Raw genomic sequence first — 19877 nt, forward strand, 5'->3', positions numbered from 1 at the left:
CAAAGCCATCCCGTCGAGCCGGGGCCTGCTCTCCTTCCTCGGCTCGACCCGGCAACAAGAGAGGACGCTGCAATTACGTCACAATCCGCGAAGCGGGCTGCAGCCCCTGGTACCAGCGGCCTGAGGCCCTCCACGAGCCCCACCCGCGAGTCTCCAAAGCGCTCGGGTCGAGGATCAGACGAAGCGCAGAAGTTTATGAGACCGAGACGCACCCCTCTCCCGACGGCCGCAAGCATAGTGGTGAGGGCTTTGTCTCCTTGGCGAATTCGCCCCACAGTCTATAATGGCTTTCGTCGAACCCGTTCCAGCTGCGCGAAGGCCCTACAGGAAATGACCCAGCACATACTGCAGCAAGTCCCGGCGATCTTGCGGGAACGATGGAACCGCCCCAGCGGCTATGGCGAAGTGCTTTCGCTCGCCGGGCCACTGGTTCTGAGCACCGGCACGATGACGGTGCAGCAGTTTGTCAACCGCATGTTCCTGTCATGGTACTCCCAGGATGCACTGGCCGCGTCCCTGCCGGCAGGTGCGCTATCCTTCACCCTCCTGTGCTTCTTCATTGGCACTGCGTCGTATGCCAACACATTCGTCGCCCAGTACCACGGCTCGAAGCAGCCCAAGCGCATTGCCGCGTCGGTCTGGCAGGCGATCTACCTGTCGGTCGGCGCGGGGGGGCTGGTAATCCCCTTCGCATTCCTGTCCGAGCCGCTGTTCAACCTGGCGGGGCACGCCTCCGAGCTGCGCGAACTGGAGAGCGTGTACTTCCGGATACTCATGTTTGGAGGCGGCTTCGGCATCCTGTCTTCGGCGGTGTCTTCGTTTTTCACAGGACGCGGGCTGACGCGCACGGTAATGCTGGTCAACGTGGCTGCGACGCTTGTGAACTGCGTGCTGGATTACGGCATGATTTTCGGCCGACTGGGCATGCCCGAGATGGGTATAGCCGGCGCCGCGTGGGCTTCGGTGATCGCTTCCGCGATCGGCGCGGCAATGTTCCTGTGGCTCTTTCTGTTCGGTAACCACGCCGCGGAGTTCGGGGTTTGGCAGGCGCACGGGCTGGACCGCGACCTCATGGCGCGCCTGCTGCGGTTCGGGACGCCCAGCGGCCTGCATTTCATGCTGGACATTCTGGGGTGGTCGCTGTTCATCCTGCTGGTGGGCCGGCTCGGGGTGACGGAGCTCGGAGCGACGAACCTGGCATTCCAGGTGAACGGCATCGTTTTCATGCCCATGATTGGGTTCGCCGTGGCTACATCAACGCTTGTGGGCCAACGGCTAGGGGAAAACCGGCCGCTGCTGGCAGCACGAGCCACATGGTCGGCATTCCAGTTGACATTTGTTTACATGGCGTTCTTCGCCGCCCTGTATGTGCTGATCCCGCGGGTCTTTCTGCTGCCCTTCGGGGCGAAAGCTGACCCGCAGGATTTCGCGCCCTTGTGCGAAATGGCGGTGACCATGCTGCGCTTCGTGGCCCTGTACTCACTGCTGGATGGGATCAACCTGATCTTCTCCGCCGCGTTGAAGGGTGCGGGAGACACTCTCTTCGTCATGGTCGTTTCGACAACCCTGAGCATGGGCCTGATGGTCGTTCCCACGTGGCTCATTTGCAGGGATGGCGACGGCAGCGTCTGGGCAGCCTGGACGGCTCTCACCACCTTCATCATGGTACTGGCGCTCTTCTTCCTATGGCGGTTCCTTCAGGGCAAATGGAAGACGATGCGCGTCACCGAGGCTCCCCATGTGCCCCTGAACCCCACCTATCCCCATGCGGAGACGCCGGTGGTGGACGCAGAGGTGTTGTAGCGTTCCCCTGGGTGCCATAACGCGCCCAGTCACACCGCCGACCGAGACGGTCGGCCCAGGCGAATGGGGTGCCAGACGCCACAACACGCTCCGAGTGGTGTGCTTTGGTGCGCGCACTGCTTTGGCTTCGCCAGAAGCAGTTGCTCCTCTACAGATCGCGCGCCGTCCAGCGAACGCATCGCCCGATGAAACGGCCGTACTCCCGCCACTGACGGAACGCTGCGCCAGAACCGTGGTTCCAGATCGCGCCCATAGACAGCACCCGCCCTTTGCCCGCGGTCCGCAAAGCAACAAAGGGGGTCCCGTCCTCGAACTGAGCAATGACTTGCGCATCCGGTCTCGCCCGGAGAATCTGGTGCGCGCCGAAGGGCGGGAAGACCGGATCATAGCCCTCGAAGAATACCAGCTCGGGCTTGAGCACCACGACCTTCACCTCACCCATCCTGTACGACCCGTCCGCCATCTCCACCGGCAGAATCTCCGCGAGCGGCGTCTCGTTGTATCCGCCTGGCGCGTAACACTTCGCGCCGCCGATAGTCATGAGCCCACCGCCCGCAAGAACGAAATCAGTGATCGCCTGCAGTTGCGCGGGGCTGAACGCCGCCGCACCGGTACCAGTGTCACCGATGATGATCGTCTCCCAGCGCTCCGCGATGTCTTCAGCGGTCTGGGGGAAACTGGCAGGAAGGCTCTCGGGCGCCATGAACTCCACTGCGATCCCCGGGTACGGCCGCAGGGCATTGAAGGGATGTCGCCATTCGTCGCCCGACGCGCTCTCGATCATGAGCGCCCGGAACCGGCCGACGGTGGCCTCCAACGCGAGACTGGCCTTGCGGGGGCCGGAACGAACCTCGACCTTCACGCTGCCCTGTCCCGCTGGAGCCTTTGCATCCGCAGTCGCAGTGAGACGGATCCGAGTGGTTCCCGCGGCAGTGGGGGTGATCTCCGGGTCTGACAGCGCGAGCCCGGCGAGGTCGCTCCCAACCCGGACCTCGAAAGCCGGCTGCGGGTCAAAGCCATCAGTTGCTTCCAGCGCAATCTGCGCCTGCGCACCGGGCTTCAGGGCGAGGGCAACCCCGCCCGAGATGTCCAGCGGGGGAGCGATCTCTAGCCGCACCGAGTTCCAGGAGACGCAGTCTGTCCCGCTTTGGCGGTATTTCGCGAGCAAGTGCAGGTTCGCCATGTCATTCTGCAGTTCGTACTGCATGATTGGAGGCGGCGCCTGGCACTCCAACTCAATCACGCCTCGGCCACCGGGCTCAAGGCGCTCGGGGCACGAGGCAACCCGTGCGGACCAGTCGCCCCGGATCATGCAGGAGGCGGAGATGCCCTCGATCGCCTGCTCCGAGTCATTGCCCAGCGTGAAGGCAACTGTGGAGGCGCGCTCTATGGGAACTCGAACGATGCTGGAGGAGGGCAAGAGCGTCACATTCGGCGGCGCGGAGAGACCCGTCTGTTCCCACTCGTACATGAGCCTTGGCGCCTGGGTCAGGACCCCGTTCCCCCACTGCGCACGGCAGGCAGAACCTATGAGCGCCGGCGCTTGCGCGGGGCTTGTGTTGAATACATAGGCGTCGTGGCCAATGGCCGCGAACATCGGGTCACCGGACAGGCGCGTGGCGTAACCAGCCATCTCGCCGAGTGTGAAGGGCACGCGGGAACCCTTCTCGTGGATTGGGCACTGCTCATACAGATACTTGTGGCCTGGTCGCCAGAGTTCGCAGAGAATCCACCGCGCAGCGTTCACATAATCGTCCTTGGCGCGCTCTTCGCCGGTGATATCCGCGAAGAGTCGCAGGCCGCGCAAGAGTGTATATGCGAAGACACAGCCGCCGCGGTACGGCACCTCGTGGCCAACCTGGGCATCCCATGCGCCGCGTTCGGGAACCTGTGCGCGCCGGGCGTAATCCACGATTCTACGGGCCGTCTGCAGGTACTCGGGCTTCCAGGTCTCGCGATACAGCAGGCAGAGAGTTGTGAGCGGCCAGCCTGCCGGGCGCTGGATGTGCAGGTTGTAAGGCGGCCCGCTTGCCGGCAGAGAGTCTCGTTGCGGGGCGTGCCGGGCGATCCAGTCAGCGATGCCGATGGACGCCTCCAGTCCGCGCCGGTCGCCGGTGAGGTGATAGATATTGAGCATGCCCTCACACCAGCCCGCGTGGGCGAAATTCGGCGGCTCAAGCTGGTGTCCGATCAGCGATGTGTGCGCATGCATCCACGCGCCGCCTACCCACGAGGCGTCTTTGTGATGGTGGATGCAGTCCACGTCCGCATAGTGCCGCGCGGCTTCGTGAGCATAGTCCAGGAACCGGCGGTCGCCGGTACGAACGAAAGGAATGGCCCAGTTATTCACCAGATCCCATTCCTGGTTAGACCAGGTCTTCGCACCGGCTACGTAGCCTTCCTGCCACACATCGCCCCAGTCTTCCATGCCGTAGCCCGCACGCTCAGACAGCATTCTTTCGAAGGCTTCGTCTACGATGGCCTCGTACTCCGGGTACTGTCCTTCGCGCCGGGGGACCATGCCCTCGAAGGCGCCCGACGCGCAGTACCAGTCGGGCTCGCAGGCGGCGAACAAGGGTTGCAGCCAGCGGTCTGGGGATGCCTCCGGGAGCAGCGAAACGCCGATACGGTGGCTTTTGGCAGACCCCGCGTGGGCCATGAAAGGCGGCACTCCAGACGCGTCCGGCCAGAGGTCGATGTCTACCCCGGACACGTCACACCCCAGCGCCTTCGGGAACTGCTCCCAGAAATGGGGCACGCAGACCAGCGTGTTGCCTGCGCGCAGCACTCCGCAGGCCTTCTCGCCCGACGCAAGCGCCGCGCCGTCTGCTTTGCTGACCGCGAAGGGGAAGCTGCCCCGGTTCCCGTAGGCGCTCTCGCCTGTCTGCAGCAGGCGGGGCGAATCGCCCGCCTGTGCAGCGACTGACTCCTCTCCCGAGGGGCTGAACCGGACTTCGCCTGGCGTCGCTCCATTGAGCCGGACGCGGACAAGTCTCAACGGGATGGTGTCTTCCTCAGCGGTTGGGACGAAACCGTACTCGAACAATGCTTCGGGCCGGCCCGCGAAGATGTGGATGCGGTGGTCGAACTCGATGGGCCCTGGCCCATCATTGCCCGCGAACCTTCCCCGCATTCTCACAACCACGCGCGAAACCGACCTCTCCTCAACCTCGACACGCGTGTCGCGCGCCGACCTCATGTCCCACTGCCGCCCATCGGCGGCCACAATGATGCCATCCAGGGAGACCGGCCCAGAATCGGCCCTGCGGGTGAAGGCCACGAGCGGTTTCCCCGCATCCGGGGCGAACTCGAACCTCGCCGCCCCGCTGTCAACAATCGTCCTCTGACCGTCGCGCTCGACCTTCATTTCAGGGGGGCTGTCCGCCGCAACCACCGCGTTCCCGTACTCCAGCGTGTAACGGGCTGTCTCCCGCGGCGAGACGGTCGCCTGGAAGTCCAGCAGCAACCATTTCACACTGCCATCCGGCCAGACTCCGGTGCTCGTGATGGTGCAGACGACTTCCGTGCCCGACGCGTCCAGCAGTCGCGCATTCCGGGGGCTTGCCAGCTCACCCTTCGGGATGGGCACACCGGAGATCACCGGCTCGCGAGTGCGTGGGCTGTCCGAGGGGTTCGCGACGCTCAGGGTCACCTGCCGGCGCTCCACGGAACCGCGCTCGAGAGGCGGGGGGGCGGGGGTGGGAGCCATTGTGTATGCCGGATCTTCGACAGGCATGAAGCGGATGTAGTCGGCGTAGGTCGGCCCCGGATTACCCGGTTCCAGATACCGGTCATCGAGCCAGAACTCAAACCACGGCTCGGAGATGGTCATGAGCCCCAGAGCAGGCGCCACATGCCCGGGCAACCGCGTCCAGTTCTCCCCGTCGCGGGAGAAGGCCAACGCTCGGCCCGGCAGATTGAGGTACACCTGATAGGGCCCCGGTTCCAGTGGCCCGACCCTCACGTGCAGGGGCGCGCAACCTTCCTGCGGCCCGGCGCGCTCCGCACGGATGCTGTCGGACTTCAGGCACGTGCCCCGCGAGAACCGCGGTTCGTTCTCTTCCTGCGAGAGCCTGCAGAAGCTCCAGCACCCGTCCCCATCCGCATCCGCGCCGACGCTGATGGCGTCCTGGTTGACCACGCAGGCCTCGATCTCAAACAGGCGGCCCTCGCGGTTGTTGTCGAGGCGCGGAATGAACCTGCCGGTGTCATACGATGACAGGGGCGGGTCCGGGCGGAAGACCTCGATGCGGCTGATGTACGTGTCACCCCCCGCACTGCCGTCGATGCGCACCAGCGCCGGGCTGGTCATCCCCGCGGGCACAAGCCAGGTGTACTCGTAGTCAGTGTAGCGGGTATACACCTGGGGTTGGAAGGTCCCGACTCCTGCGACGGTGGCTGACAGTGACTCGCACAGGGTACGCTTACGCAGCCGCATGCGGAGTGTGATCTGTTCGCCGGGCCGAACGCGCAGGGGATTGTGGGCCACCAGGCTGTAGGGTCTTCCGGGGCCGTTGTGAATGTGGATCGCGCCGTCATCCTCGCCCGGCAGCATCTCCACAAATGAGTCCTCACCCGGCGGTGGGTTGATGGTCCAATTGGCCGCGAGTTCATCCAGCGAGCGGGCAGAGAAATCTTCAGAGATGCGCTCTGCCGCCTGGCCCGAGATAATCTGTTCCGGTGTGCGGCCATACGGTGTGGCATCGGGGTTCGTGAGCAGAGCGACCGCGTCAAAGTAGGCCAGCCCCGTATTGCCATCCGCAGCGCGCAGGCGAATGGTGTGGTCTCCTCCGCCGAGATCAACCGTCCCGATGCGGTGCCAGACAAGGGCGATGGTTTCAGCGTCTCCCGGAGTGGTCCCGAGTTCGGTGCCATCCACAGCGAGGGTGACCCGCCGGCCGCTCATTGGAAACGCGCGGAGCCAAACCGTGCGCGGCCCCGCCTTGTCAACGCGGAATGGCCTGAGATTCACCATCCCATCTGGTCCCATGCGCAAGAAACTGCTGCCGGAGGCTTCGGCGCGGGCCATGGGGCCATAGTCGCTGGTGTTGGTGTCTATGAGCGACACATTGCCGGAAGCTTCGGCGAAGTCTTCGACTTCGAGCCATACAACAGACTGCGCGTTGGCTTGGGTGCACAGCAGTGCCGGAGAGATGAGCAGCATCAGGGACGCACAGTAACGGAGCACGAGAAAACAGCACCTTTCGGAACGGCCATTGCGCGCTATCAGCGGAGGTGTGGTGCGCGTGAATACGCGCGGCAGTGACTGCCGTGAGAAGGGGGTTCGCCGAAACTGCCGATTGACCCTTGGTGGCTCGACGGCCATCCTGCGCGCACACCTGGGAGGCAGGTGACGCCTCGTCAAGCATTGAATGTATGCAGGGGAACGCTTCACGCGGCCAGGACGCGCCGCGTCTACTGGTGTGTGCAGATGAACCAGCATCAACACGACAGCACCGGCTCGCTTGCCGACAAGACACGCAGTCCCTGGCCGGCGCGGATTACGGGGATCCTGACGGCGATCGCAATTCTCGCGATCCTTCTCGTAATCTTCATGCCGAAAGAGAGGCCGGAACTAGACCCGCAGCCACGGGGGCCAGCCACGCAGGCTGGAACCGGGGAAGAGTTCGCAGCCAGTTCATCGGTGCAGCAGATAGCGCCGCAGATGCAGACCGCCACACGGGACCGTGCGCCCGCGTCCAGCACTCCCGGGCCCACACCGGCGCAGGCTCCCGCGCAGATGCAGACACCGCTTCCCCAACCGCAGCCCACGCCGGAGCCGAACACGCAGCCTGCTCCGCAGACGGTCCCCCAACCTGTGACCCAGCAAACGCCGCAGCCGCCTCCCACGCCTGTCTCCACACCTGCGCCGCAGGCGGCACCCGCTCCACAGCCCACCCCCGCTCCGCAACCGACGGCAGCTCAGGCGCCGGCGCCAACGCCTCAGCCGAAGCCTGTTCTCGCTGCGCAGCCGTCTCCCGCTCCAGAGAGCTCGGTCTCAACCCGGGCGCGCTCCGACAACGGTGCGTCTCAAAAACAGGCAACGGCACGCGGTACGACGGGCCATGCGCAGACCCCTTCAGCACCTGGAAGGCCTGCGGTATCTGCACCGACAACAGCACAGGCTCCGCGCCCGGAGAGCACTTCCTTGCGCGGAGAGGCGACGATACCCAGACCTCAGCCGCAACGCACACCTGCTCCCATTCCGCAGACCGGGCAACGAGCATCCGCGCAGGCAGGACAGACAGGCCCCATATACGCCATATGCCCGACCTGCCGTGGGTACGGCGTCACCGCATGTCCGTACCCTGCCGCGATGCACACCCGGGACGGCAGGCTCATGCACCCCGAGGCGGTCGGATTGCCCCAGAATGACGAGTTCGCCCGGGAGTTGCGGGAGGACTTGACCGGGGGCATCTGCCCCCACTGCCGGGGCACACTGAGAACCCGCTGCAGGACCTGCGGCGGCACGGGGAAGATCCGGGTGCGGTAGTCGCTGCGGAACTATCCGGACGTCGACCTGTACCGGAGGCCGAAAACTGATGCAACCTGTTCCCCTCGCGCTCATGCTCGTTCCGCTCTCCGTCCCCAGCATCGTGCTCGCTGATCCACAGCCGCCTTCCTACAGCGGCTTGAGCGTCATCGAGAACGGGGTCATCCGGCTGGGGGTCAACCTGGACATTGGTGGCGCGATCACGTGGATGTCCCTGGCGGGTAGCGAGGACAATGTGATCAATAGCGCCGACTGGGGGCGGCAGGTGCAAATGTCTTTCTACTCCGGCCCGAACCCTTTCACGCCGCAGGGCGTGGAGTACAGCGAGCACTGGAAGGGGCTGGGCTGGAACCCGATCCAGTCGGGGGACTGCTACGGGTTTCGCTCCCGGGTCCTTGAACACACCAACGACGGGCGCGCCATCTACACGAAATGCATCCCCATGCACTGGCCGCTGAAGAACTACCCCGGCGAGTGCACTTTCGAGGAGTGGATCACCCTCGATGGCCCAGCGGCCGTCGTGCGCTGCCGGCTCAACAACCAGCGCCCGGACAAGACCCAGTACCCGGGCCGAGACCAGGAATGCCCCGCGGTCTATACCAACGGACCACTGTACCGATTGGTCACCTACTCAGGGGACAAGCCCTTCACCGGAGATGCGCTTCGCGAGATCATCCCCAAAGGCGCCACCAGCGGGTTATTCCCGTGGACCGGCTGGACCGCAACGGAAAACTGGGCGGCGCTTCTGCGGGATGACGACTTCGGGCTGGGCGTTTGGAACGAGGGCGCATACCGGACTATTGGTGGCTTTGCTGGTAAGCCCGGCAAAGGCGGCCCCGGGGACGGACCCACCGGGTACATCAGCCCCCTGCATGTGGATATTCTGGACTGGAACATCGTGTATGAGTACAACTACGTCCTGATTCTCGGCGACATTCAGCAGATCCGGGAGTACGTCTATCAACACGCGAAGCGCCCTGAGCCACCCAACTACGTTTTCGAGAAGGACCGACAGCACTGGACATACGTGAACGCGACAGACACGGGCTGGCCGATCAAGGGGGAGCTTCACGTGCTGCCGGGCGATAGCGATCCGCAGCTGCTGGGGCCGCTGGGGTTCTGGAATGCCGAAGAAGCGCCGGTCCTGTACATCCGCGCGGCATATGCGCCGGGCTCGGGACCTGCCGAGGTGTTCTTCTCCACCTCGGAAGCAGGCTTCGGGCCGGAGCGGAGCGCGCGTTTTGACACGCTCCCTGACGGCAGATATCACACCTACGCTGTGGATCTGTCCACCTGCCCCGGCTACCGCGGCAAGATCACTCGCCTGCGGTTTGACCCGGTGGATTCCGGGGGCGAGGGCCTGTGGGTGAAAGTGAAATCCATCGGATTTCGGGAGCCGGAGGGCACCGACTAACGATCACGGACGCAGACTGACAGCGCTGTCGCCGGCACCGGGGAGCGGCGCGCGATGCGTGCCGCCCCCCGGGCACCCCGGAAAGCGGAGGCATTCCTGCCGTCCCGTTACTTGCTCGGCCGCCAGTCAGGCATGGGCACCGGCGTTGTCTTCACGGGCCACGAAGCCCGGTACGTGTCCTCATAAAGGCCGATCTCATCGAAGGGGATCGGCCGGAAGCCAACGGTCGCGAATGCCGGCGCGTCGGGTTTCAGGCGATAGTCTTCCGTGGCGGCGTCCACAAAGCCCGGATCGGTTTCGCCGAACTCCCCGTTCTCGACCAATTCCAGGTTGGCACGGTTACCAGTGACCATTGGACCGCACCGGTAAAACATATTCCGCCAGACGAAGTTGATGCCCGGCTCATCCATCATCGTCGCGATTTTCGGGTAGCGTTTCAGGTACAGATCATTGGTGTAGTAGTCAGGCGCGGGGTTGCCGTTGCGGATCCGGTTCCACACCGAATTGCCGGGGTAGTACCCCCCGCTGATCCCCTGCTTGCAGTCGATGAACAAGTTGTTGTCAATCACATTGTCGCGACCGCTGTTCATCTGAATCGCACCGAAATTGCCGTTGGCGCCCCGAATGAACACGTTCCCGTAGACCAACATCCCGCTGATGGCGTCGTCGAAGCGAATCGATGCTTGCCCGTGCACGGCCGCGCCAGGCTTGTCCTTTCCGCAATTGGTGAAACGGTTGTAGCGAAACACTACACCACGATAGGTGGGGTTGGCAAACAGCTCCATCGCGCCCTGGTCGTCAGACTCTCTCACGGCGCTGTGCACTTCGTTGTACTCGATGATGTGGTCATTCCCCTCGATGCGCATGACGCTGCTGGGACAGTTGTACATGAGATTGTGGGCGACGCGATTGCCCACGCCCTCAAGCTGGATTGCCGGCGTGTATGTGCGGTCAATGCGCCCAAAGTTGTGGATACGGCAGTTCACCACGAAATGCCTGCCCGGCGTGAGCGTAGCGCGGTCGCCGCCGATGACCTCGGTGGCGCGCCGGCCGATGGTGTGCACGTCGCACCCCAGCAGCCCGTTGCCCTCGCCGCCGGTGATGGTGATCCCGTTCCCGGCCAGGCGGCTCACCGTACACCCGGCGATCAGGCAGCGGCTGCAGTCCCTGAGGATCAACCCGTGGTAGCGCCCCAGATCGAAAGTCAGGCCCTCGAAACGCACGTCGGTCACATTGTCCATGGTGACCATGGGCGTCGATAGCATGCCGATCTCCACCTTCGCGGTGGCCAGGTCAGTCGGAGGGTAGAGATACAGGATGCCGGTGTCGCGGTCCAGATACCACTCGCCCGGCTGGTCGATTTCTTCCAGGAGGTTGAAGGCGTAGTACACGATGCCCTGACCCGTATGCATTCCGGGTGGGCCGTACTGGTAGGCTTCATTGCAGATCACGGTGCGTGTCTCCGGGTCGATCTTCGAAACGCGGATGGTCGCGTCTGCCCACAGGTACCGGAAGTAACCGAAAAGCCAGGGATCCTCGGCCCGGGTCCAGCGCTCGTGGCGGTCGTCGATGTACTCGAAGATCGAGGGCTTGCCTTCGGCGCGATTGCCGGGCTCCACCAGCTTCGCTATGCCCACGAAGCCTTCATTGGGCCATCGCGCGAGGGTCATGGGTTCGCCGTCCACGAACAGCTCCAGGGTCGGCGGGGACGGCGGCTGGCTGAACCCGCGCACCGCGAGCTTGCCGAAGTCTTCAATGCCCTGGGCCGGAAGATCGCAGGCGACCACTTTCCCCCGGGCCTCCTCGGGTATGCGTTCCAGAATTGCCGGGTCGGTCACTGTCTCGAAACCAGAAATGCGCGTACCGCCGTAAAAGGTGACTTTGCCTGGCACTGTCGCGCGGTACACGACGGGGGCGTCCGGCTTGCCGGAATCCTCTCGGGTAAGTGCCAGCGGCTCGGTGACCCGGTACTCTCCTGGGCGGATGCTCACGGCAATCGGCCCTTCGGTGCCACTGGCCCTGAGCTCTCGCACCCGGTCCCGCGCCCGGGCCAAAGTTGCGAAGGGTCTCAGGCCTGTGCCGTCGCCGGTGTCGCTGCCATTGGGCGCGACGTACACATGCGCCGCGAACTCATCTATGGGCGCGATCCGAGTGCGACTGGCCTCCGGGTCCCTCGCCGGGAGACCTCGCGCAACCCGGTCAAGTTCCGCCACCATTTCCCTCGCTTCGGCGCGGTGGACGTCGGCACATTCGGCGCTGTCTGCGATCCCCTGATACTCCGCGCGGGCAAGATCCGGTTTCCCCTCGGCGACATAGCTCTGGGCAATGCGCAGACGAGCGTAGCTGCGCAGGCCTTCGGACACATCAGGCGACTGTACAACGGCGGCGCAGGCGGCGCGGACCGCGGCGAAATCGCCGGCGGCCCAATCAGCGTGGGTTTGGGCGAAGGCTTGCATGAGCAGCTCCCGTCTCTCGGCGGCAGCCGCTTCGGGCGACTCGACCGCGCCGAAAGTGTCCTTCAGGCGGGCAAACTCCGCCTTGATCTCAGCACGCGGGACCGCGCGGCGGTAGACCCGCACCTCATCCATGAGACCCCAGTAGTTGTGCCAGCCGCTGCCCAGGGTCAACTCACCGCCCAGCGAGAAGTCTCCGACGAACGCAGGCGACAATGCTGTCGTGCCCTGGCTATAGCCGTTGACATAGACCTCCACCGTACGCTTGTCACGGTCGCAGACCAGGGCCATGTGGGCCCACTCGTCCAGCTTGAGTCCGGTGGCCGCCGTGCCACCTGCCGAGACAATATTGCCCGCTTCATTCTTGTAACAAAAATAGTAGCCAGGCTGACCTGTGTTGAAGATGTCGATGACCAGGTAGGCATCGGGATACACGCCGAAGGCGAAGATACGCCGCTGATTCTGGCGGTCCTCGATGGCAAACTGCTTCGGCTTCAGCCATGCGCTGAAAGTCCAGGACCCTTTCCCGAAGCGCAGGTTCTGGGGAATCTGGACGCGCGCGACACCCGCGGCTTGACCGTCGAAAGACAGGGCCGTGCCGACGGGTGAGTCGGTCCAGGCAGCAGTTACGGTTGCGTTCAGGCCGTTGTCTGACGAGTCGGCAGCGACATTGCCGGCGCCCTCGTCGAAGGAGTAGTGCAGCAGGAGCCCGTCCTGGGCCCCGGCGCATCCGCAGAGACCAACAACGGCGAGCAACAGCACGGGCGTATACCTGTTCAGCATGGGCGTCTCCCTTCGAGCGTCACGAGTTATACGTTCCTATTCCCCGCACAGGCCGACCAGACCTGCGTGTCCGGGAAGGCCAGGGATGCGCGGACGGTGAACTTGCATTTGTCCGGCAAGAATGCGTTCGATGACCTCGAAACTATGCAAGCCCGGAGTAACTCATGGACCGCCCGAACGTATTGCTCATCACCACCGACCAGCAGCGGTATGACAGCCTCTCCTGCAATGACGCCCCAGTGGGGCGAACACCTCATCTGGACACCATGGCCGCGCGGGGAGTCATCTTCGACCGCTGCTATCTCCAGAACCCGGTGTGCGTCCCGTCGCGCGCATCCCTGCAGACCGGCAAGTATCCCCACCAGCACGGGGTCCGGCATATGGAGGACAGGGTCGATGCTACGCCCGGACTGGCCGAATCTGAGTTGACCGTCCACGAACGCCTGCGTGAGGCCGGCTACCACACGGCAGCGTTCGGCAAGATCCACATGATGCCCGATCGGGGCTTCGACACTATGCAGGTCACCGGCGGCAAGGGCGCCCGGTGGACCCAGAGCACCGGGCTGCCCATCGGACCCGGTCCGCTCGGGCCACAGTACGCGGCGTGGCTGGAGAGCCGCAATCCCGGCAGCTACGAGCGTATCTACCAGGAGCGCCGCCGCCCCGAATACCGGCAGTTCGGCACCGCGCTGCCCTTCCCGTTGCCCGCAAGCGAACACGTGGACAGTTGGATCGGCGGTAATGTAGTTGAATTCCTGTCAAACCCTCCGGCAGAACCGTGGTTCGTGTGGTGCGGGTTCACCGGCCCTCATGGGCCGCTGGATGTGCCGCCGGAGTATCTGGATCGTTACTCCCCCGATGACATGCCCGAGCCCCTGGACTGGACCATCGACCTGCGCGATCGCTGGCCGTATCGCAAGCGTTCGCCCAGGGCCGGAACGGAAGCCGAGATGGCGAATGCGCGGCGATGGACAGCGTATTACCACGCGCTGCTGGACCTTATCGACGACCAGGTCGGCCAAATCATCCAGTGCATGGACCGGCGCGGACTATGGGACAACACGCTTGTGTTATTCACCTCTGACCACGGCGAAATGCGCGGGGATTTCGGCCTCTACGGGAAGGGCAGCTTCCTCGAACCGATCTCGCGCCTGCCCGCATTCATCGTCCCGCCGGGGAGCCGGGAGGGGCGACGCTTCGCGGGATTGGTGGAGATGTTCGACTTCGCGCCCACGATACTGGACTACACCGGCGTGGCGATCCCGGAGGGTATGTCCGCGCGCAGCTTGCGCGGCGAGATTGAGACCGGCGCCGGAGGGCGTGACTGCGTTTTCGGGGAGCACGTGGACAACAGCCGGCAGTGGGGCGGCGTCTACTGCCGCACCGACACGCACAAGCTTGTGCTCTGGTCCAGTGATGATGATGGCGGCGGGGAACTGTACTGCCTCCAAGAGGACCCGCTGGAACGGGTGAACCGCTACGCGGACCCGGCATTGCGTGCGGTGCGGGACGAACTGCAGGCGCGGATCATCGCGCGCGGCGTTACGGCGCGCGGATAGCGAGAACAGGAGAGTGGCCACTCATGGCCGAAACTGATGCGGGGGCCGGAGACCAGCGCCTTTCCGTCGCAGCGCTGCAGGCGTGGGAACAGCTGGGCTTCGGGATGTTCATCCACTTCGGCCTGAGCACTTTCGTGGCGAAGGAGCTTCCATCGGGGAACGATCCATCAACCACGTACGCTCCGGACCGCCTCGACGTGGACCAGTGGATCCAGGTGGCGCGGGATACAGGGATGAAGTACGCGGTCCTCACCACGAAGCATGTGTCCGGTCATTGCTTGTGGCCCAGCGCCCAAACCGACTATCACGTGGGCACAAGCGGAAACACCACCGACGTCGTGGATGCCTTCGTCACCGCCTGCCGGCGCCACGGCCTCATGCCGGGGTTCTACTACTGCTCCTGGGACAACCACCACCGGTTCGGTTCGCGCACCTGGAGCGACCTGCTGCCCGGCGGTCTCGTGGAATCGCCCCGGGTGGACTTCCCCGACGTCCTGCGCACAGCCGCTGATGCGGGCATCAATGAGGGCAACATGTTCTTCTGGACCTTTGGTGCTGGACACGGGATCATCGAGTACTTTGACCTCACCGGCAACGAGCAAGTCCGACAGGCGTTAGTCGCCACTGCTGACGATGCCCTGGCTGACGGGCGCATCGGACTGCGCCTGAAGGCGGTGGCATTCGCTGCGCGGCATGCAGACGACCCGGCACCTTATCGTGAGGCGATCCGCGAGTGGGCTGAGGGCGAGGGACGCAGGTCTTTGTTGCAGATCGTGCCGCACAATGCGGAGTACTACTCCGGCCCGCGCGCCATGCTGCGCGGATCAACTCCGGGCGCGCTGTTCACCATGAACGACCTGCCGTACGTGATCGGCCTGATCGACGCCGACCCGCCGATGGATGACGAACTGCGGCGCATTGATGAGAGCGGCGGGCCATTTCAACCCGAGCCTACGCTGAGCTGGCAGTCGGAGTATGACCTGCCCGAGTTCGAAGAGTATCTGCGAATCAGGCATCCCCAACCGTGAACGCGGAGGCGAGGATGATGAACGCGGCAATCAGCTTCGCCCTGGCGACCGGCCTGGTTCTCTGCTGTCTTCCCGCCGGGGCGCAGGAACAGTGGGCACACCCGGAATGCAGATACCGCACCGAGATCACGGGGCCTGAGCCTGCGCGGGACGCCGCGCAGAAACTTGCGGAAGTGGCGGCCGACTTCAGCGCAATACTTCGCGAGGCAGGCATTGAGGGCGCCTTCGACCCAGCGTCGCTCAGGCTTGTGGAACGCGGCTGGGACCTGCCCTTTGCCTTCCGCACTGAGTACGACCCGCGCCGCGAGGTATCGTATCTCGCGTGACAATGCAACAGCCGTCCCGGTGAGACACCCGCCTGCACCATGTACTTCGATACCACAGATCGCAATCTGCGTCCCGCGCCGACTGGGGAGACAGCATTGCCTCCGGAAAACCTCCTGCGTAATCCGGGGTTTGAGGATGCCCGGAACAATCGCCCCGCGGAGTGGGACGTCAACTCGCCGGCTCTGGTCAGCCTGGGTTCGTGGACTCGCGGTCAGGGCGAGCGGTCGCTCCGTATCGCCGTGGATGAAAACACTCCTGCCGACGCCGAACGCGTAGTCATTGTGTCCCAGAGCGTGGATCTGTCGCGCGACGCGGGGCAGGGGAGCACTCTCTTTCTCTGAGAGCGCAGAAGGGCGCATTCTTCGACTGCCTCACTGTTTTACCGGCCACCGATGCAGTGGACGGCGCGGCCATGAACCTCTTCCAGAACTGGAACTTCGCACCGTGGCAACTGCCTCTGTAGACAGGACTTCACAGGCCCTAATCAACCTGACTCTCTTCATCCGGAGGACCACATCATGCGGATGCCCGCCTTCTCGACCATTGTCACCCTCGCGATTGCCGCAACCGCCTGCGCTGCGCCGACCTTCACTGACCGGTCTGCCGACCTCGGGCTGACGATCCCCAACGCCGCCGCGTGCTGGGCCGACTTCGACAACGACGGATGGGCCGATCTGTGCGCCGGCGGGATCGTGTGGAAGAATAACGGCGGCACATCTTTCAGCAAGCTAGCGCAAGGCTTCGGCAGTTGTGTGGCTGCCGACTTCGACAACGACGGCTTTGTAGACCTCTTCTCGTGGTCAGCGCTTCAGGTCTACCGCAACGATCGTGGCAAAGGCTTCGTGTCCATCGACATGCCCGACCATCCTGCGTGCGTCTCTCGTGGCGCTTGCTGGGCGGACCTCAACGCAGACGCCTTCGTTGATCTGTACGTGGGAGGATATGAAGATTGGAACGCCGGCATCACCTACCCCGACCTGGTGCTCATGAACGAGAGCGGCAAGTCCTTCCGGCTGGCACGCACCGATGAGCGCTACCGCGCACGGGGTGTCACCGCCGCCGACTTCGACCAGGACAGCGACCTGGACGTCTACGTCTCCAACTACCGCCTCCAGCCGAACGTGCTGTGGATCAACGATGGCACGGGCAATCTTCAAGACAAGGCCGCTGAGTTCAATGCCCTCGCCACCTCGCCGGGATTCAGCGGCGGACACTCTATCGGCTCTGCGTGGGGCGATTTCGACAACGACGGCGCCATCGACCTGTTCGCCGGGAACTTCGCCCACGTGGACAACCGCGGTGACCAGCCCAAGTCCCGGTTCCTGCGCAATCGCGGCCCGGAAGCAGGCTACGTGTTCGAAGACCTTGGGACCTGCGGCGTTTTCTACCAGGAGTCCTACGCAAGCCCGGCAGCCGGAGACTATGACAACGACGGCGACCTGGACCTTTTCTTCACAACGGTCTACGCCACCGCATCCTTCGGGCGCAAGAACAACCCTGTTCTCTTCCGCAACGATGGCGGGTTCGAGTTCGGCAATGCCACCACGGAGGCGGGCCTGCCGGACCTGGGCTCCACCTACCAGGCCGCCTGGGCCGATTTCGACAATGACGGGGACCTGGACCTGACCACGTCCGGCCGCCTGTTCGTGAACGAGGGCGCGGAGGGTCACTGGCTCCGGGTTCGGGTCATTGGCGACGGGGAGAAGGTGGACCGTTCCTCAATCGGGGTGCAGGTACGGGTGGTCACCGCCGATGGAGTCCGCACCCGGCAGGTTGAGGCAGGCACAGGCGAAGGCAACCAGAACGACCTCACGCTCCATTTCGGTTTGGGGGCGAACGCTGGTCCAGTGCGCGTTGAGGTGCTCTGGCCGGGCGGCCTGAGTCGCACGCTGGACCAAGTGCAGGTGGACCGGCTGTTGATCGTGCGCGCCGAGGATTCACTCTGAAGGGCCGTGGTGTGCAATAGGGCCACCAGAACCAGTGGGGGTGTGAGCTGCACGAGCCCCATTGGTGCCTGACGAGTGTCCCTCTCGCTGCCGTGTGCGTCTGAGCAGAGCCACGAGCCTGCCCTGCGATGAGAGGCGGCGCGACGGGCAACTTCGAGCCACTGCGCTCTCCTGGCTGGTAGGGAAGTCACACCTCAAGCTGCCCGCTCTCCAGCAGGTACTCCAGGCACTCCTGATAGATCTGCTCTGTGGTGTAGCGAGGGCTGTACCCCAGGAGCCGCTGCCCCTTCTCGATGCTGCAGCACGGCGAGTGCTCGATATGGTCCAGAGTGCAGGCCCAGGCGTCGGCGCCCATGATCTCGGCCATCTGGTCGCGACGCGCAAACTCAATGTTCGGCTCGCGCCCGAACAGTCCGGCAACTGCGCGACAGCAGCCGACGAGCGACAAAGCCTGTGGGGACACGCCGCTGAAGGCCTCTCCCAGGGCCGCCCGCCGGTTGATCATCGCCGACTCGAACAGTTGCCCGAGGTCATCCGCGTGCACGTGGTGGAGCGTCTCGCGGCCGAACTCGGGCAGATACACCACTTCGCCGCGAGCCAGCTTGCGATAGACTTCCACCCCGTTGCGCGAGCCCTGAGGGTCGATGGGTAGCCACTTGCGCCCCGAGATGTGTCCGGGGTGGATAATGGTCACCGGAAACCCGGTCTCGCGATACCGGGTGATGAGATCAGCCTCAATCTGCGCCTTCTTTTTCCCATATTCGGAAATCGGGTGGCGCTGGTCGCACTCGCGGTACGGCACCTGCCCAGGGTGACCGTATGCCCAGATAGTTCCGCAGTGGATGAAGTGGGAGACTCGGCTTTCGAAAGCCTCCACCATCGCCCGGTTCTGTTCAGGCGTATAGCAGATCAGGTCGATGACCACATCGGCCTCCAGGCTCTCCATGCGGGGCTGCCAGGTTCCGGCCCTTTCCTCAGCCCTACGGTCGGCGATGATCCACTGAACCGCTCCCCAGCCCAGACGCGCATCGGTGTACTGCGGGACCGGGTTGCGGGCAACCACGCTGACTTTATGCCCCCCCATGACCAGACGCGGGATGAGATAGCTGCCGATGTGGCCTGTGCCGCCGATGACGAGGACCTTCATGATGCACCCCTCTTGCCCGTCGCTTCGTGATGAAGATCTGTTCGCGCCGGCAGGCGTCAGGACCTCCAGCGGGCACTGCCATCAAGAATCCCTTGAGACACCCTGAAGGATCGGAAGGAGAACAGGCGCAGGGCGGAGAATTACATAAGCGCCTTACTATTCCACAAGGAGGTGCACCCGATGACACGACGTGGTTTCACCCTGATCGAGCTGCTGGTTGTCATAGCGATTATCGCGATTCTCGCGGCGATCCTGTTCCCTGTTTTCGCCCGCGCCCGCGAGAAAGCCCGACAGACCGCATGTCTGAGCAACCTCAAGCAAATCGGACTTGGCGCAATGATGTACTCACAGGACTATGACGAGATGATCATGCCGGGGTATATGTGCTCCCGCGCCAACGGTTCGGGCGGTTGGTGGTACGAGGCCAATGGCCGGATCCAGCCCTACGTGAAAAACATCCAGCTGATCAAGTGCCCCAGCGACCCCACCGCTAACTTCGGTTACGGGATCAACTACAACCTTTACAACGGTGGCCCCAACCCCGGCGACGGCTGCTACAGCGCGGGGGGCAGGGCGATGAGCAAGATCAACAAGCCTGCCGAGGTCGGGTACTTCGCCGATTCGTATCTCAACTGCGCCTATCCGGGGAACCGCCGGGGCCACTGGGGCACCGACCCCGCAGGCGCTAATCTCTGTGGACGCGTGGAATGCCGGCACAACGGCGGTGCGAATGTCGCCTACTGCGACGGTCATGCCAAGTGGGCGCAGATGAACGAGTTCGCGCCTGGAACCACGCTCTGGGTGTGGGATAAGTAGTGCAGCAGGCGTGAAGCAAAGGGAAGCGGCCGGGCGGTCTCTACAGCTGCCCGGCCGTCTCTGTTTCCGCCAAAGGGTGCGAAAACCGTGGGATACGCGGCGGGCACC

The 19877-nt window shown here is 64.1% G+C and carries 12 protein-coding genes; 9 read left to right on the plus strand and 3 right to left on the minus strand.

Going from position 1 to position 19877, the window contains the following annotated elements; genetic code table 11:
• Nucleotides 1-330 precede the first annotated feature (330 nt).
• Nucleotides 331-1803: an MATE family efflux transporter gene (locus HPY44_09745; protein ID NSW56287.1), complete on the plus strand. Its 1473-nt coding sequence runs from the start codon at nucleotides 331-333 to the stop codon at nucleotides 1801-1803.
• Nucleotides 1804-1951: 148 nt separating this feature from the next.
• Here the strand turns inward: HPY44_09745 and HPY44_09750 are convergent, their stop codons facing one another.
• Nucleotides 1952-6991 carry a hypothetical protein gene (locus tag HPY44_09750; GenBank protein NSW56288.1) on the minus strand — a complete coding sequence of 1680 codons (5040 nt, stop codon included), beginning with the start codon at nucleotides 6989-6991 and terminating at the stop codon, nucleotides 1952-1954.
• 1152 nt (nucleotides 6992-8143) lie between these two features.
• On the opposite strand from HPY44_09750, the gene HPY44_09755 reads away from it, so the two are divergent.
• Both HPY44_09755 and HPY44_09760 read left to right on the plus strand, forming a co-directional pair.
• Nucleotides 8144-8296 carry a hypothetical protein gene (locus HPY44_09755; GenBank protein ID NSW56289.1) on the plus strand — a complete coding sequence of 51 codons (153 nt, stop codon included), beginning with the start codon at nucleotides 8144-8146 and terminating at the stop codon, nucleotides 8294-8296.
• A 139-nt stretch (nucleotides 8297-8435) separates the two neighbouring features.
• The gene (locus tag HPY44_09760) at nucleotides 8436-9710 is read left to right on the plus strand and encodes a hypothetical protein (GenBank protein NSW56290.1); all 1275 of its coding nucleotides are present in this window, start codon (nucleotides 8436-8438) and stop codon (nucleotides 9708-9710) included.
• A gap of 107 nt (nucleotides 9711-9817) precedes the next feature.
• On the opposite strand, the gene HPY44_09765 is transcribed toward HPY44_09760, so the two are convergent.
• Nucleotides 9818-12946 (minus strand): right-handed parallel beta-helix repeat-containing protein, encoded by a 3129-nt coding sequence (locus tag HPY44_09765; GenBank protein ID NSW56291.1) that lies wholly within the window; start codon nucleotides 12944-12946, stop codon nucleotides 9818-9820.
• Nucleotides 12947-13110: 164 nt separating this feature from the next.
• Here HPY44_09765 and HPY44_09770 point away from each other — a divergent pair, with 164 nt between their 5' ends.
• The 5 genes from HPY44_09770 to HPY44_09790 all read left to right on the plus strand — a co-directional run bounded on the left by HPY44_09770 (nucleotide 13111) and on the right by HPY44_09790 (nucleotide 17806).
• Nucleotides 13111-14505, plus strand: coding sequence for a sulfatase-like hydrolase/transferase (locus HPY44_09770; protein NSW56292.1), 1395 nt, complete (start codon nucleotides 13111-13113; stop codon nucleotides 14503-14505).
• 23 nt (nucleotides 14506-14528) lie between these two features.
• Nucleotides 14529-15533 (plus strand): alpha-L-fucosidase, encoded by a 1005-nt coding sequence (locus HPY44_09775; protein NSW56293.1) that lies wholly within the window; start codon nucleotides 14529-14531, stop codon nucleotides 15531-15533.
• Nucleotides 15534-15547: 14 nt separating this feature from the next.
• Entirely contained in the window at nucleotides 15548-15859 is a 312-nt protein-coding gene (locus HPY44_09780; protein NSW56294.1) for a hypothetical protein, read from the plus strand.
• 96 nt (nucleotides 15860-15955) lie between these two features.
• Nucleotides 15956-16201 (plus strand): hypothetical protein, encoded by a 246-nt coding sequence (locus tag HPY44_09785; protein ID NSW56295.1) that lies wholly within the window; start codon nucleotides 15956-15958, stop codon nucleotides 16199-16201.
• A gap of 177 nt (nucleotides 16202-16378) precedes the next feature.
• On the plus strand, nucleotides 16379-17806 hold the full coding sequence (locus tag HPY44_09790) for a CRTAC1 family protein (GenBank protein ID NSW56296.1): 1428 nt from the start codon (nucleotides 16379-16381) through the stop codon (nucleotides 17804-17806).
• Between the two features lie 187 nt (nucleotides 17807-17993).
• On the opposite strand, the gene HPY44_09795 is transcribed toward HPY44_09790, so the two are convergent.
• Entirely contained in the window at nucleotides 17994-18953 is a 960-nt protein-coding gene (locus HPY44_09795; GenBank protein ID NSW56297.1) for an NAD-dependent epimerase/dehydratase family protein, read from the minus strand.
• 180 nt (nucleotides 18954-19133) lie between these two features.
• Between HPY44_09795 and HPY44_09800 the strand changes: the two genes are divergently transcribed.
• Nucleotides 19134-19769 (plus strand): DUF1559 domain-containing protein, encoded by a 636-nt coding sequence (locus tag HPY44_09800; GenBank protein ID NSW56298.1) that lies wholly within the window; start codon nucleotides 19134-19136, stop codon nucleotides 19767-19769.
• Nucleotides 19770-19877: the final 108 nt, after the last annotated feature.

The sequence above is a fragment of the Armatimonadota bacterium genome, assembly GCA_013314775.1.
Classification (GTDB): domain Bacteria; phylum Armatimonadota; class Zipacnadia; order Zipacnadales; family JABUFB01; genus JABUFB01.

What these genes read in the sequence shown, in the direction of transcription:
- HPY44_09800 (NSW56298.1), top strand. Translation starts at nt 19,134, where the DNA reads ATGACACGACGTGGTTTCACCCTGATCGAGCTGCTGGTTGTCATAGCG.
- HPY44_09755 (NSW56289.1), top strand. Translation starts at nt 8,144, where the DNA reads ATGCACCCCGAGGCGGTCGGATTGCCCCAGAATGACGAGTTCGCCCGG.
- HPY44_09745 (NSW56287.1), top strand. Translation starts at nt 331, where the DNA reads ATGACCCAGCACATACTGCAGCAAGTCCCGGCGATCTTGCGGGAACGA.
- HPY44_09795 (NSW56297.1), bottom strand. Translation starts at nt 18,953, where the DNA reads ATGAAGGTCCTCGTCATCGGCGGCACAGGCCACATCGGCAGCTATCTC.
- HPY44_09770 (NSW56292.1), top strand. Translation starts at nt 13,111, where the DNA reads ATGGACCGCCCGAACGTATTGCTCATCACCACCGACCAGCAGCGGTAT.
- HPY44_09765 (NSW56291.1), bottom strand. Translation starts at nt 12,946, where the DNA reads ATGCTGAACAGGTATACGCCCGTGCTGTTGCTCGCCGTTGTTGGTCTC.
- HPY44_09790 (NSW56296.1), top strand. Translation starts at nt 16,379, where the DNA reads ATGCGGATGCCCGCCTTCTCGACCATTGTCACCCTCGCGATTGCCGCA.
- HPY44_09775 (NSW56293.1), top strand. Translation starts at nt 14,529, where the DNA reads ATGGCCGAAACTGATGCGGGGGCCGGAGACCAGCGCCTTTCCGTCGCA.
- HPY44_09780 (NSW56294.1), top strand. Translation starts at nt 15,548, where the DNA reads ATGATGAACGCGGCAATCAGCTTCGCCCTGGCGACCGGCCTGGTTCTC.